We start from the raw sequence: 15,115 nt of genomic DNA, 5'->3' as shown, positions 1-15,115 counted from the left end.
ATTTGTCCTTTGGTTTACATTGGGTGGATACCAATCACAATGATTATTGTGATTGGTATAACCAAATTATTTAAATTATTGATTTACCGTTACGTACAAAGCTAGGCTTTACTACTTTAACGTTTACTAATTTTTTACGCATTTCTACTTGAGCTGTGTCGCCTGTTGAACGTGGTACACGTGCAAGGGCTACACTAAAACCAAGTGTTGGTGAAAAAGTACCAGAAGTAATAATACCTACCCCACCGTCAACAATTACTTTAGAACCGCTACGCAAAACGCCTTTTTCTTCAAACACTAAGCCAACTAGTTTGTCAGTGCTTTTTTCTGCGCGTTGCTTAACAAGTACGTCACGACCAATAAAGTCGCGATCTTCTGGTTCCCATGCAATGGTCCATGCCATGTTAGCAGCAAGTGGTGATACACTTTCGTCCATATCTAGGCCGTAAAGGTTCATACCTGCTTCTAAACGTAGCGTGTCGCGTGCACCTAAACCAGCTGGCGCAACACCTGCATCTAGCAGTTGTTGCCATAAATCGGCTGCTTGGTCGTTCGGTACTACTATTTCGTAACCGTCTTCGCCAGTATAACCCGTTGTGGCAATAAATAAATCACCTACTTGAACGCCAAAAAACGGCTTCATACCTTCAACGGCTGCTTGTTGCTCAGCATTTAAAAGTGTGGCTGTTTTTGCTTTAGCGTTAGGACCTTGTACTGCAATCATTGCAAACTCTGGACGCTCTGTAACTGTTACGTCAAAGTCGCTCGATACGTTAGCTAAATGTGCTAGGTCTTTTTCGCGCGTTGCTGAGTTAACAACCAGGCGGTAAAAAGTTTCGCTAAAGAAATAAATAATTAAGTCGTCTATTACACCGCCTTGCTCGTTAAGCATGCCTGTGTAAAGCGCTTTACCTGGTACGGTTAATTTTGCAACGTCGTTAGCTACTAGCTTACGTAAAAATGCTTGTGCTTGAGGCCCTTCAATATCAACAATAGTCATGTGTGATACATCAAACATGCCTGCGTCGGTGCGAACGGCATTGTGTTCTTCTATTTGTGAGCCGTAGTTGATTGGCATTTCCCAGCCATGAAAATCAACCATTTTTGCGCCCGCTTCTAGGTGCTTAGCATGTAGTACAGTTTTAGAAGTCATAACATTCCTTCACGTTTAAATTAACCCTGTTTAGGGCGTGGCTTAAATTAGTTTTTACTTAACCGTAACTAAAAACAGGTAAACATTGTTATGTTCACCTGTTGTTTGTATTCGTTATGCGGCTTCACTATGCATAAGTGCAAAACCTTGCGCTTGCATGTAGCTTTGCCATTTTTGTAATTCTTGTTGTTTAGCTACTAATACAAAGTGTTGTTCGTCGTTTTTATCAATGGCGGTAATAAATACATCACCACTTTGCGCACCGTAGCATAGTTGCGCGTCAGAAAGGCGCAAACCTGGTGTTAATTTAAAAGCATTTACTAGAGTATCAAACGCGTTGTCGCCACTTAAAATAAAGCTTGCTAGGTCGGTGCGTACTACATAATCAATATCAAAACGTAGCTGTTGCTCGTTTATAAGTGCTTGTAGTTGAAGGCTTGCGTTGTGTGGCAGTACAAATCTAAAGGCGGTTTCGCTAAAGTAATAAACAGCAAAGCTGTAGTCAGAATTATAGTCGCCATCAAGCGTGCCTTTTAAGCCTAAACCGCTGGCGGTAAGCTTCGTTAAATCAAGGCCTAAAATAGTGCTTAAAAATACACTGGTTTCGGTGCCGCTAAAATCCATTACAACGTGATTGTTGTTAGTTTGCAAAGCGTTAGTAACCGCACTACTTGCGTTGCTGTGGCGGGCAAACATTATTGGGTTAAAAGTCATAACAAACACCTGTGTATTTTCGATCACAAAAGTATATTGCCCACGCCTACCAACAACAAATTGTAATTTTTTATCAATTGATAAATAATACTTATATATATAGCTATATAAATTGTAATTTTAAATATGAAAAACATATCAACAGATGGTTTACGTACTTTTGTGATGGTAGTTGAAATAGGTGGCTTTGCTAAAGCAGGCGATTTACTTGGCCTGTCGCAACCTGCTGTAAGTTTGCAAATAAAGCGCTTAGAAGACGTGCTCGGATATAAACTATTTAAAAAACAAGGGCAGCGCCAAGTATTAAACCAGTACGGCGAGCTATTATTGCCTATGGCAAAACAAATGATGCAACACAACGATGCTATTTTGCAGCAGTTCACCTCAGAAAATATTGCAGGTAAAGTGCGTTTGGGTATTCCGAGCGAATTTGCTGCGCGTATTTTACCTTCTATTATTGGCGATTTTGTGGCGCTCTACCCTGAGGTGTCGTTAGAAGTTAAATCGCGTTTAAGTAAACATTTACTTTCGGCCTCAAGGCAAGATCAGTTCGATTTAGTACTTGCACTAAATGAGCGGCTCAACTCTGATAAGTTTCCTATTTTTATGCAAGACGAATTAGTGTGGGTGGGCGATCTATCACTTGCGCAAAACGATGTGGTTACGCTAGTTACCGCACCAGAGGGGTGTATTTATCGTCGCCGTGCAATTGATGCATTAAAAAGTGCAGGCATAAAATACCGTATCGTATACAGCAACGCCGATTTAACTGGCCTTATTGCGGCATTAAAAGAAGGCTTAGGCATTACGGTACTCGCTAAAAGCACAGTACCTAGCGAGCTTAATTATCAAGTTCAAACCAAACATTTACCCACTCTTGGCAATATTGGTATTAGTTTAATTAAAAGCTCGGGCGAATCGGATCATGCTGTAGATAAACTCGCGGAGTTTATAGCGCTACGCTTAGGTTATAGCTAATCAAAACTTTATAACGAGCAAAGCAATTACAAACTAATACAAAAGAAACGATTTAGTTAACAAAGTTGCATAAGTAGGTATTTTTAGTTCTATTAAACTGAATAATTAAATACTTAATAACATTGATTCGTATTCGTTAACGTGTTCAAATTACGCCAATTTAGATAATTGACATGATTAGGAACACAATGAACCCTAAGTTTTTAGTATCTACCCTGGCAACTGCGGTTGCTTTGTCTTTTAGTGCTACTGCAATAGCAAAAGACACCAGCAATAAAGAACAACGCTTTGAACAAATTACCGTTATTGGCTCACAGCAAGCAATTAACGATATTCCGGGTTCGGCTACGTTTATTTCTGAAGAAGAGCTTCAAAAATTCCAGTTTACCGATATTTCTCGCGTTTTAGCGTCTGTTCCGGGCGTTTACGTGCAAGAAGAAGACGGCTACGGCCTTCGCCCTAATATTGGTATGCGCGGTACAGGTACTGGCCGTAACGATAAAATATCGGTAATGGAAGACGGTGTATTAGTTGCGCCAGCACCCTATTCAGCACCATCTGCTTACTACTTCCCTACTACGGGTCGTATGGAGTCTATTGAAGTATTAAAAGGCGCGGCATCAGTTAAGTACGGCCCGCGTACTACGGGCGGTGTTTTAAACTTACTTTCGCGCAGCTTACCTACTGAGCCAAATAGCTCAAAAGGTATGGTAGATGCAGCCCTTGGTGGTGATGGTTACTACAAAGGTCACGCTTACTTCGGTAAAGAAAAAAACAACACAGCAGGCTTAATTGAAGTATTTACTTACGGCGCAGACGGCTTTAAAGAGCTGCCAGTAGGTAATGACAACACCGGCTTTGAAAAAACAGATTTACTATTAAAGTTTGGCCATACGTTTGGTCAAAACGATGCGCATAATCTTGAGCTAAAAATTAAGTACTCTGACGAAACATCAGACGAAACATACATGGGCTTAACTGACGAAGACTATCAAGAAAGTCCTTACCGTCGTTATGCTGCATCGCAAAACGATGAAATGAATACTCGCCACAACGCATACCAACTTAACTACGCGTACCGTTTTGGTGATGGCTATGAATTTTTAGCTACGGCTTACTTAAACGATTTTCATCGTAACTGGTATAAAGCCAGCAAAGTAAGCGAAAGCTACCTTGAGCAATACAGTGAATTTGAAGCAAACCCTACAAGCGAAGGTATTGAAGGTATTGGTATTAAAGCTAATAACCGCGATTACCAAGCTAAAGGTATTCAGTCTGAATTACATATTCCTGCAGGCGACCACTATGTGACTGTTGGCGTACGTTACCACGAAGACGAAATGGATCGTTTTCAATGGGAAGACAAATACACACTTAATCAAGATCTAAGCTTAACGCTTACAGAGCAAGGCGTTCCGGGCTCTGACAGCAACCGTGTAGATAGCGCAGAAGCAAGTACCTTGTTTATTCAAGACGAGTGGACAATTGATGCATTAGTAGTAAGTGCAGGCCTTCGTTATGAAGACATTACTATTACGCGTGAAGAGTGGTCTAAATCAGATCCAACACGCAGCAACGGTTTAACTAAAGATGTGTCGAACGACACTGAAATTTTAGTTCCATCACTAGGTGCTACTTACACACTTAACGAAAACGTAACGCTACTTGCGGGCATTCAAAAAGGGTATGCACCAGCAGCACCTGGTAATGCTGACCAAGAAGAAGAAGAAAGTGTAAACATTGAGTTTGGCTCTCGCTTTAATATGGATGGCTTTAGCGGTGAAGTAATTGCGTTTTACTCTGACTACAGCAACATGCACGGTAACTGTACTGCAGCGGTTGGTTGTAGCGACGACAACATTGGCGACCAATACAACTACGGTGAAGTAGAAGTAGCGGGCTTTGAATTTAGTGCAGCACGTACGTTTGCAACTGATACAGCTATGTTCCCAGTTAAATTAACGTATACCTACACAGACTCTGAGTTTAAAAACGATTTTGATTCAGAAATTTGGGGCACGGTAGAAAAAGGCGATGCAATGCCTTACGTACCAGAAAACCAAGTAGCGTTATCGTTAGGTGCTGAGTTTTCTGCGTTTGTAGTTCACAGCCAAATACGTTACGTATCTGATGCGCATGCTAACTTAACGCAGTCGGGCTTAAACGCAATTGATAGCCGCGTAGTATGGGATTTAGCTGCTAAATACTTAATCGATGAAAATCAAAAAGTATACCTAAGCGTTGATAACTTGTTTGATAAAACATACGTTGCTAACCGTTCAAACGGTGGCATTCAACCAGGTAAGCCGCGTACTGTACAGATGGGCTACACTTACTCATTCTAAATTGAAAGCTGGTTAAACGGTTCACTAACAGCGTTAATAATTTTTTATGTAAGAACACTACACATCTAAATTATTGCCTTGTTATTAAACCGTTTACCTGCGCTTTGTATAGGAGAAATGGTTCACTAGCTACGTTAAAAATAACTCATATAAGAACAACTATATTTCGTTATTTTTGCCTTGCTATAGGGTTATTTTCCTATCGCTATGATAGAGCATCAATTCAGTACAATTGGTGCAAAGTTAAAAGCGTAAATTACAGACACAAAAAAGCCGAGATTGAATTTCAATCTCGGCTTTTTTAATACATAAAACTTATCGTTTATATATTAGTTATTTGCGTTACGTTGGCGTAATACTTCAAACAAACAAATACCCGTGGCTACCGATACGTTTAAGCTTGAAACAGTACCCGCCATTGGGATTTTAACAAGCATATCGCAATGCTCACGCGTTAAGCGTCGCATGCCCTCGCCTTCTGCGCCCATAACAATCGCCATTGGGCCCGTTAAGCTTGCATCAAATACGTGGTTATCAGTTTCGCCAGCGGTGCCTACAACCCATACGCCTGCATCTTTAATTTCGCGAAGCGTACGTGCAAGGTTAGTCACTTGAATAAGCGGTACTGTTTCGGCTGCACCACAAGCAACTTTACGTGCTGTGCCGTTAAGCTTGGCAGAGCGATCTTTAGGTACAATTATAGCGTGAACACCAGCAGCGTCTGCACTACGTAGGCATGCGCCTAAGTTATGCGGATCGGTAATACCATCAAGCACAAGTAAAAACGGTGTGTCTTCACGAGCGATGATCGCATCAAGATCTTTTTCGTTAAACGTTGGCGCTGCTTTTACGTTGGCAATAATACCTTGATGCTGCTCACCCTTTGATTTGCTATCAAGGGCTTTACGCTGCATAAACTGTACTGAAATACCAAACTTACGTGCTTCATCAATAATCGGAGTTGAGCGTTTGTCGTCACGACCTTTAAGGGCGTAAATTTCTACAAAGCGCTCTGGCTCGCTTTCTAAAATTGCTTCAACAGAGTGAAAGCCAAAAATTAATTCATTACTCACGTATTATCTGCTCCTGGGCTAGTACTTTTACGGGCATTTTTGCCAGCTCTTTTAGGCTTTTTAACTGCCTTCTTCTTAGGCTTTTTCTTTACGGCAGTGTCTGCTGCTTTTTTATCTGCGGGTTTAGTTGCAGACTTATTTGCAGGCTTGCCTTTATCTTTATTTGCTGGCTTTTTTTTACCTTTTGGTTTGTCATCGCTGTGCGACTTTTTACCCGGTACTTTGCCTGCTTTTAATTGCGAACGCACACTTGCTGGCGCATGCTCAGATTTACCTGAACCTTTTTTTGGCGCACGACGACGTGAGTATCTGTCTTGTGCCACATCGCCTTTAAGCGTTAAGTTGATACGGCGATCGTCTAAACTAACCGACGCAACTTTTACTGTTACTTTATCGCCAAGGCGATAAACTTTGTGAGAGTGCTCACCTATTAGGGTGTGTTTTGCAGCATCATGCGCAAAAAACTCATCGCCTAAATTAGTAACATGAATAAGCCCATCAATTTGTAAATCGTCTAAACGAATAAACAAACCAAAGTTAGTGACCGATGAAATAACACCGTCAAACTCGTCACCTACGTGATCTTGCATAAACTCACATTTAAGCCAATCCGCTACTTCGCGAGTTGCATCATCGGCGCGGCGCTCTGTGGTAGAACACTGCTCACCTAGTTGATCAACTTCGTCGTCGGTATAAGCGTATTCGCCAGACGTTTGCTGACCTTGTGCTTTTATAACTGCTTTAATAGCACGATGTACTACTAAATCTGGGTAACGACGTATTGGCGATGTAAAGTGCGCGTAAGCCGATAACGCTAAACCAAAGTGACCAATGTTATCTGGCTGATATACAGCTTGTTTCATTGAACGCAGTAGCATAGTTTGAATAAGCTCGGCTTCTGGGCGGTCACCTAGTCGCGCTAATACTTGGGTTATTTCTTTTGGTGTTGGCTCGTCGCTTAATGTGCTTTCGATACCTAACTCGCCTAAAAACTTAGTAAAGTTACCTAGCTTTTCGCTGTCTGGTTCGTCATGCACACGATAAAGCGCGCTTGCTTCGTGCTTTTCAAGAATTTTAGCCGCCGATACGTTGGCTAAAATCATACATTCTTCAATTAGTTTGTGCGCATCGTTACGAATAACAGGCACTATTGATTCTATTTTACGCTGAGCGTTAAATACAAAACGTGTTTCTAGGGTTTCAAACTCAATGGCACCACGGTCTTGGCGTGCAGCTTTAAGTGCCATATACATTTGCTGTAAGTCAGTTAAATGTGGCACTACGGCTGAGTATTCTTCGCGTAGTTTTTCGTCGTTTTGTAAAATGGCATTTACTTTGGTGTAAGTTAAACGTGCATGCGAGTTCATTATCGCTTCGTAAAACTTATAGCCCGAAAGTTTACCCGCGCTCGATACGATCATTTCGGCAACCATACATAAGCGATCTACTTTTGGATTAAGCGAACATAATCCGTTAGAAAGCACTTTTGGTAGCATCGGAATTACTTGCTCAGGAAAATACACTGAGTTACCACGCAAAATTGCTTCTTTGTTAAGCGGCGTGTTCATTCCTACGTAATGCGATACATCGGCAATGGCAACCCATAAGCGCCAGCCACCCGATTTTTTAGGTTCACAGTATACGGCGTCATCAAAATCGCGAGCGTCTTCGCCATCAATGGTTACAAGTGGTAAGTCACGTAAATCTACGCGGCCTTGTTTGTCAGCGTCTTCAACAAACTCACCTAGGTGAGCAACTTGTGCTTCAACTTCTTCTGGCCATACGTGTGGAATATCGTGATTGCGAAGTGCGACTTCAATTTCCATACCTGGGGCTAAATGCTCACCAAGTACATCAATAATTTTACCTACCGCGTTCATGTTGCGGCTTGGATTTTGAGTGATTTTAACCTGCACCATTTGGTTATGGCGGGCACCGTTTTCGTTGCCTGGTAAAATCATTATATCTTGCGTTATGCGCGGGTCTTCAGCTACCACAACGGCAACACCATGCTCTACAAAGTAACGGCCAACAATTGGCGCGCGCTCGTTAGTAAGCACTTTTATAATACGTGCATCGCATTTTGAGCCAGAGCCACGCTTAGTGCCTTTAGCTAGTACAATGTCGCCATGTAACACCATATTCATTTGGTGCTTGGCAATAAACCAATCTTTACTCTCGCCTTCAACTTCTAAAAAGCCAAAACCGTCTCTGTGGCCTATTACTTTGCCTTTGGTTAAACCGGCTTCGTCAATTAGGGCATAGCATTTAAATTTATTAAAATACAGCTGTCCGTCACGCTCCATAGCGCGAAGGCGGCGTTTAAATGCTATTTGGCGTTCGTCATCGTTTACTGCTAGTTCTTCACATAATTGCGCGTAGTTAGCAGGCTTTGAACGCTCTTGAAGGTGAGTAAGTATAAACTCACGACTAGGGACTGGGTTTTCGTACTTTTCTTGTTCTCGACTGAGATTTGGATCTTGGTTTGACATTCACTATCTTGTTAGTTGGTTATGTAGGTATTTTAACCCATATAGTTATAATGAGACAGGTAAAAGCGATTAAACTTTTAAGAAAGCGCTTTTACCCTGCTGTTTACCTTGCTGTATAGTTTAAAAATCTAGCGCAATGGGGCTTAACGACCCCTTAACTGCAAAGTGTTTAATCATCTCGTAGCAATGCTAAAACCCTTTCGCGCTAAATATTTATTTATAACCTGAGCTCTGGATAATAAATCTATCTCGAGCAGCTATTTTCAGCGCTAACAGCGTTGAATATACTTACAATAGGCCAGCTATTGACGCGTAAATTCGCCTTGTTTTCACTGAAAATCTCTGGCTAGAGAAAATAAATTTAAATATCAACATGATTCAATACGTCAGTAAATCTCTTAACCAGAGTTCAGGTTATTTATACTATTTTTTTTGTAGGTTTTTCCAGAGCAATTTACTTATATTATCAATAAAGCTTGGATCTTCTTCTTTCATTGTAAGCAAAATTTGTTTATTCATTTGTGTTTTGTTTTGAGCGTAAATCCAACGGTTTTTATTAAACTGCTGGGCAAACTCAAGTACACCGGCTTGTAGTTCGTCGTTATTTGCAAACACAGCTTCAACCACTTTATTGTCTAGCAACTGCTGTGCACCAACACGCTCTCCTGACATAGCTAAACGATTAAAGAATGTTTGCGAGATAGCTTTATTAATTATAGGAAACATCGACGGTACAAAAGGCACCATTACATCAACTTCAGGAAAACAAAAAAAACCTTTGTCTGACTTCATAAATCTAAAATCGCACGCACATGCAAGCACAGAACCATTGCCATAGGTATGCCCGTTTAACGCAGCAATTATAGGCATAGGAAAAGTAACTATGCGCTTAAACAAGTCACTTATTTGAATCATAAAGTCAGAAATTGCAGCAGGTAAAATACTTGGATTAGACATCCATTGAAGGTCGATGCCCAATGACCAGTTTTTGTCACTCGCAGACGTTAAAATAACTGACTTAATATTTTGATCTGCTTCAATATGGTCAAGGTGTAAATTAAACTCAGCCACAAACGCTGGATTGTGGCGGTTTTCAGCGGTATTCATAGTGAGTATTGCAGTACTATTTTTAGTTATTAGTTCTATTAGATTTGCCATTAAACCCTCTTTTAACGCTTTTTAAGCTAACTTTAAGCACTGTTCGTTACTTTTATAAGTAATACCAACCTGCATAAATCTTTGATCAATTTAACGAATTAAATTTCACTATAACGTCGTTAAAAAATTTTTATTTAGAACACTAGATACAAAAATTTTTGCCTAGTTCTAGCGTAATTTTCTTAACGTTAAATAGACCCCATATATAAGCAGATTGGTATAACATAGTAATACTTTGCTTATAATTTATAAACCCACTATTTAAAGCCATCCTTTTTGTTTAGCTATACGCGCAGCATCTATACGGTTAGTGGCGTTTAGCTTAGCAATAGCGTCTGATAAATAATTACGTGTGGTACCTTCACTTATAAATAACTGCTTGGCTATGTCGCTTGTTTTAAGGCCGTCGCTTGCAAGTTTAAGTGCTTTGCGTTCTTTATCTGTAAGCGGATCTGCGTCGTCTAATGCATTGATAGCAAGCTCTGGGTCTATCACTTTTTGTCCCTGCATTACTTTTTTAAGCGCATTTATTAGCTCTTCACTGGGTGCTTCTTTTAAAATAAAACCTTTAACGCCTGCCGTAAGCGCTCGCCTAATATAACCCGCACGAGAAAATGTGGTCATAATAACCATTTTTATAGCGGGGAACTTAGCGGCTATTTTTTCACTCAGCTCTATACCATTCATGGTTGGCATTTCTATATCGGTTAAAATTATATCGGGATGTAAATCACTATCAAGTGCTTCAATTGCATTAAGTGCATCTTGCCCGTTACTTGCTTGCCCAATAATCTCAATATTAAAATCGAGTCCTAACAATGCTGCTACTGCGTCGCGCACAAGCGCTTGATCTTCCACTAAATACACTCTGATCATTGTAAATCCTTAGCTGAAATTGGTAGCATTACATTTAAAGTAAAAATATCGCCACAGGTAAATGTTGCACTGCCATTGAGTTGCTCTGCTCGCTCTTTAATACCATTTAGGCCATTGCCCGAATTTAATGTAGAGCACGGTGCACGATCAATAACGGTAATGAGTAGCTGCTGCGCTGTTTGTTCTATATTTATTTCGCAATTTTTTGTGCTGCTATGACGTAGCAAATTGGTAACGGCTTCTTTAATTATAAGGCCTGCGATGCCCTCTACTTTAGCGGGTAGAGTATTTAAAACTACATTAAATGAAACGTTAAAGTCTTGCTCTATTAATCTTTGTTTTAACTGTGCTACTTGGCTAACAAGGTTAAGCTGTTTTAAATCACTAACGGCGCTTCTTACATCACTGAGTAACTGCCTTGCCAGATCGGCCACTTGTGCAATTTCGCTATTTGCTTGAGCGTAACGCTCGCCTTGGTTTAATTTATTGGCAAGCTCAGCTTTTAAAGCAATAGATGACAATGAGTGACCTAAAATATCGTGCAAGTCGCGGGCTATCCGTTCACGCTCAGCAATTGCTGCTAATTGCTCTAATTGGTTAGCGTTTTCTTGCTCACGTTTTTTGTACAGGCTCTCTCTTTTAGCTGCAATACCGTAACTAAATAAGGCTGCACATAAAATCAAAGCAACGGCTAAAAAGTATTGCACCTTCCCTATATCACCAATATATGCGCTTAATAAAACCATAGATATAATCGCGAGTGCAGCATAAATTCTTTGATGATAGCTGTATGCATAGCCTGCTACGTACGCTGCAAAGCCAAATAAAGTAGGAGTACCTGTGGTGTAAAACGTGGCGCAAAAACAAATTAATAGCATGGCTACAAACAACTTGGTCACCCCTGCACTTTTACAGTTTATTGCTTTTACATATAGAAGAATAAAAGCAACATAAAAGGCTAAAGACATCGTTATTTGGTTAGCAGTAAAGCTCGCAAAATTAATTATTAATGGGAGTAAATAAAAGCCTGTAAAAATTAAATGCCCATATTTCCAAAAACCTTTATCACTTTGTTGAGAAAAGGAGTTAAGCGAGCTCATACAAATACCTCTGGCATATTATTTTTACTTATAGGACTATTTTTATTAATAAATATAAATAACATAAAAATGCATGCCAGCATAAAGCAATCTGCGTACGTAATCGTAAAACTTAATGCCTCTAGCACTTCATTAATAGTTAAGCTGATTAAAATTAAAGAATTCATAATTATCCCCTGTTGAGTAAGGTAACTATGCCAGCGTACAAAAATAATAAGAGTGTGAAGTGTCATCAACTTTTATGACATTTGTCATGCGATAAAAAAATTCATCTTAAGAATTTTTAAGCAATGTTAATATGTTCAAAAAGTACAACAAGGAAACTAAATGCAATCTCAGCAGCAAAGTTTAATTTATTTGCACATAGCGGTATTACTTTTTGGCGGAACCGCTTTATTTGCCAAGCTTATTGGTTTAAATGCTTTAGATATTACCGTTTACAGAACTGCAATTGCAGGAATGGCTATTTTAGCCATGCTGTATTTTCAAAAAAAACAAATTAAACTAAACAAGCCTAAAGACTACCTTATTGCATTATTTTTAGGTGTTGCGGTGGGTATTCACTGGGTAACCTATTTTGCTGGTATGCAAATGGCCGGTATAACAATTGGGATGTTGGCATTTTTTAGCTACCCCGTAATGACGGTATTTTTAGAGCCCTTATTTAATAAAAGCAGGCCAAAAGCAAAAGATATAATAAGTGCGGCGGTGGTTGTTTTAGGGATTTACCTGTTAGTACCAAGTGCAAACTTGGGCGACGATGTAACCTTAGGTGTAATAACAGGTGTGATATCGGCATTGTTTTTTTCAATCAGAAACATTACCCATAAGCGCTACTTTAGCCAATATGGTGGCCCGCAAACGATGTTTTATCAAACCTTAGTGGCAAGCATTATGCTGTGCGCATTTATAGAAGTGCCGGTATATGAGGTTAGTCATCACGACCTAATTTTAATTGCCATAGCGGGTGTTATTTTTACAGCTACACCGCACTCGTTATTTGCAGCAAGTTTAAAGCATTTATCAGCGGCAACTGCGGGGTTAATTTCTTGCTTACAACCACTTTATGGCACCATACTGGCTATAGTAATTATTCATGAACGTCCTACTGTTATGACGTTAGTTGGTGGAGCACTTATTGTTAGTGCCGCTTGTTTTGAAACGTGGTCAATCACTAAAAAGGCTCGACAATGAAAGTATTTGCACACCGTGGTGCCAGTGGGGATTTTCCTGAAAACACCAAAAGCGCTATTTTAGAAGCGTTAAAAGTAGGTGTTGATGGTATTGAAGTAGATATTCAAAGTTCCATCGATGATTACATGTTAATACACGACTCATGGCTCGATAGAACCACCAGCGGTAAAGGTAGAGTGAGTAACTTTACGGCACATGAACTCTCTAAACTTGATGCTGGAAATGGTGAAAAAATTCCCACTCTTCAACAGTTGTTTGATTGGAATAACAATAAATCTTTATTAAATATTGAGCTTAAACATACATTTGAACTAGAAAGGTTTGTGGCTCAACTTGAAGAAAATATTGAAGCTAACAAAATATCGAAAGCGAATATTTTAGTATCATCGTTTGATCATCATCAACTACAGTGGCTTAAAAGCAAGCTACCATGGCTTAAAATAGGCGCCCTTACTTCTTCTATTCCAATTAACTATGCAAAGTTTGCAAGTGATTTAAACGCTTATAGCGTACATGCAGATAAAACCTTTATAAATAAGGCTTTTGCCGATGATGCAAAAAAAAGAGGCTTAAAGATTTATGCTTATACGGTCGATAGAGAACAAGATATAGCGCTAATGCTTGAGTATGGCATAGACGGAATTTTTACAAATTACCCAGCGCGAACCAAAGCTTACTTGTTATCGTTACAAAAAAGCTAACTTACACCTCCCTAACTAAAATAAGAATCGTAGGGCTTAAGCATAATGAGTAGTTTTATGAAAATTTATAACTATATAGAGCAAACATTCTTTTTTACGTTAACGCGTAAAATAATCGGTAATTTAAGTTTTGTATTATTGTTCCAAGCAATTACGTTATTTTGGCTGCATCAGAGTTTAAGCGAACAACAGCAAAGTACAGGGCTATTTTGGCTGCTTACGCTTGTTATTATATCTGGTTTTATTTTTACTCTTTTTTATATGCGTTTTTTAATTGTTCGCCCTGTTACTGCTATGCGCGATACTTTGATAAAAATAAACCAACAAGATGCAAATTTAGCAGCAAAACTTCCCCACTTTTCGTATGACGAATTTAAAGATTTAAGTTCACAATATAATATATTTACTGCCCATTTAAGTGAGTTACTCAGCACAACATATAACAGTGCTCAAGCTAGTGCACACAGTAATATACAAGTCACTGAATCGATGAAAAATACTGAGCAATCAAGTGAGCAACAAATACAGTTAAGCCACAGTATTATTAATGCCAGTATGCAAATAACCCAAAGCTTACAAAACATAGTAAATAATACAGATAGCGTGCATAACGTTAATAATGAACACCTTAACTTTGTAAAACTATCTGCATCAGAGCTCGCTGCTTTAGTAAAGCAGGTTAAACTTATTACTAATATGCTAGGTAGCTTTTCAAATACAATTGCGGGACTGAAAGAGAACAGTGAAAACATTCGTAGTATTTTAAAAATGGTTGAAGAGTTTTCTGATCAAACTAATTTGTTAGCCCTTAACGCCGCAATAGAAGCAGCTAGAGCGGGTGAAGCTGGCAGAGGGTTTGCCGTAGTTGCAGACGAAGTACGCACACTTTCAATAAAGGTCAGTGGCGCAACTAGGCAAATAAGCGACTTTATTACTCAAATGAATGAGCTAGTAAATGAAACAAATAAAGAGTCAGAGCAATTAATGACTCACTCCAATAACGCACAAAGCTCAATTAGTGCAACCTCCGAGGGTTTTACAAAAATGCTTAGTGAGTTTGAGCACAACCAACAGCAACTACAACAAATAGCCAGTGCTGTGCATATGCTTGAGGGCACTCAAACTAATACTCACCAATCGGTAGAGCAAATAGTAGCTTTAGGTGAGCAAGCTAAACAGCAAATAGATACGGCATTAGCCGATAGCGAGCAATCTCAACAGTTAAGCTTACAAACCCAACAACAGTTAAAGCGCTTCGTGCGCTAAGAAGCGTTTTCGGGCTTAGAGAAATATGGTAAATTACGCAGCTATTAATTTAAGTGTGTGAAGTG

Annotated in this window: 12 protein-coding genes; 5 read left to right on the top strand and 7 right to left on the bottom strand. The window is 39.5% G+C overall.

Going from position 1 to position 15,115, the window contains the following annotated elements; genetic code table 11:
* Window positions 1-70: 70 nt before the first annotated feature.
* Together gcvT and I6F50_RS04770 are read right to left on the bottom strand one after the other, a co-directional pair.
* Entirely contained in the window at window positions 71-1,153 is a 1,083-nt protein-coding gene (gene gcvT, locus I6F50_RS04775) for a glycine cleavage system aminomethyltransferase GcvT (RefSeq protein ID WP_197175407.1), read from the bottom strand.
* Between the two features lie 114 nt (window positions 1,154-1,267).
* Window positions 1,268-1,867 (bottom strand): hypothetical protein, encoded by a 600-nt coding sequence (locus I6F50_RS04770; RefSeq protein WP_002958026.1) that lies wholly within the window; start codon window positions 1,865-1,867, stop codon window positions 1,268-1,270.
* Between the two features lie 126 nt (window positions 1,868-1,993).
* Here I6F50_RS04770 and I6F50_RS04765 point away from each other — a divergent pair, with 126 nt between their 5' ends.
* Together I6F50_RS04765 and I6F50_RS04760 are read left to right on the top strand one after the other, a co-directional pair.
* Window positions 1,994-2,845 carry a LysR family transcriptional regulator gene (locus tag I6F50_RS04765; RefSeq protein ID WP_007579940.1) on the top strand — a complete coding sequence of 284 codons (852 nt, stop codon included), beginning with the start codon at window positions 1,994-1,996 and terminating at the stop codon, window positions 2,843-2,845.
* A 188-nt stretch (window positions 2,846-3,033) separates the two neighbouring features.
* Window positions 3,034-5,190, top strand: coding sequence for a TonB-dependent receptor (locus I6F50_RS04760; RefSeq protein ID WP_197175405.1), 2,157 nt, complete (start codon window positions 3,034-3,036; stop codon window positions 5,188-5,190).
* A 329-nt stretch (window positions 5,191-5,519) separates the two neighbouring features.
* Here the strand turns inward: I6F50_RS04760 and rlmB are convergent, their stop codons facing one another.
* The 5 genes from rlmB to I6F50_RS04735 form a co-directional block, all read right to left on the bottom strand.
* Window positions 5,520-6,263 (bottom strand): 23S rRNA (guanosine(2251)-2'-O)-methyltransferase RlmB, encoded by a 744-nt coding sequence (rlmB, locus tag I6F50_RS04755; protein WP_007378377.1) that lies wholly within the window; start codon window positions 6,261-6,263, stop codon window positions 5,520-5,522.
* Complete coding sequence (gene rnr, locus I6F50_RS04750; RefSeq protein ID WP_197175403.1) at window positions 6,260-8,755, bottom strand: ribonuclease R; 2,496 nt, start codon at window positions 8,753-8,755, stop codon at window positions 6,260-6,262. Before rnr ends, rlmB begins: the two co-directional genes overlap by 4 nt.
* A gap of 423 nt (window positions 8,756-9,178) precedes the next feature.
* Entirely contained in the window at window positions 9,179-9,913 is a 735-nt protein-coding gene (locus tag I6F50_RS04745) for an enoyl-CoA hydratase/isomerase family protein (RefSeq protein ID WP_197175401.1), read from the bottom strand.
* A 261-nt stretch (window positions 9,914-10,174) separates the two neighbouring features.
* On the bottom strand, window positions 10,175-10,789 hold the full coding sequence (locus I6F50_RS04740) for a DNA-binding response regulator (RefSeq protein WP_058154167.1): 615 nt from the start codon (window positions 10,787-10,789) through the stop codon (window positions 10,175-10,177).
* Window positions 10,786-11,889, bottom strand: coding sequence for a sensor histidine kinase (locus tag I6F50_RS04735; RefSeq protein WP_197175399.1), 1,104 nt, complete (start codon window positions 11,887-11,889; stop codon window positions 10,786-10,788). The genes I6F50_RS04740 and I6F50_RS04735 overlap by 4 nt, the downstream gene beginning before the upstream one ends.
* A 327-nt stretch (window positions 11,890-12,216) precedes the next feature.
* Between I6F50_RS04735 and I6F50_RS04730 the strand changes: the two genes are divergently transcribed.
* The 3 genes from I6F50_RS04730 to I6F50_RS04720 are packed head-to-tail and all read left to right on the top strand — an operon-like array spanning window position 12,217 to window position 15,050.
* Complete coding sequence (locus tag I6F50_RS04730) at window positions 12,217-13,083, top strand: DMT family transporter (protein ID WP_010554316.1); 867 nt, start codon at window positions 12,217-12,219, stop codon at window positions 13,081-13,083.
* Window positions 13,080-13,784: a glycerophosphodiester phosphodiesterase family protein gene (locus I6F50_RS04725; protein ID WP_165740593.1), complete on the top strand. Its 705-nt coding sequence runs from the start codon at window positions 13,080-13,082 to the stop codon at window positions 13,782-13,784. Before I6F50_RS04730 ends, I6F50_RS04725 begins: the two co-directional genes overlap by 4 nt.
* 45 nt (window positions 13,785-13,829) lie before the next feature.
* Complete coding sequence (locus I6F50_RS04720) at window positions 13,830-15,050, top strand: methyl-accepting chemotaxis protein (RefSeq protein WP_197118619.1); 1,221 nt, start codon at window positions 13,830-13,832, stop codon at window positions 15,048-15,050.
* Window positions 15,051-15,115: the final 65 nt, after the last annotated feature.

Source organism: Pseudoalteromonas sp. NZS127_1 (genome assembly GCF_015864295.1).
GTDB classification, from domain to species: Bacteria; Pseudomonadota; Gammaproteobacteria; order Enterobacterales; family Alteromonadaceae; genus Pseudoalteromonas; species Pseudoalteromonas arctica.
The sequence above is the reverse complement of the archived record's forward strand: the minus strand, read 5'-3'. Positions and strand labels throughout refer to the sequence as shown.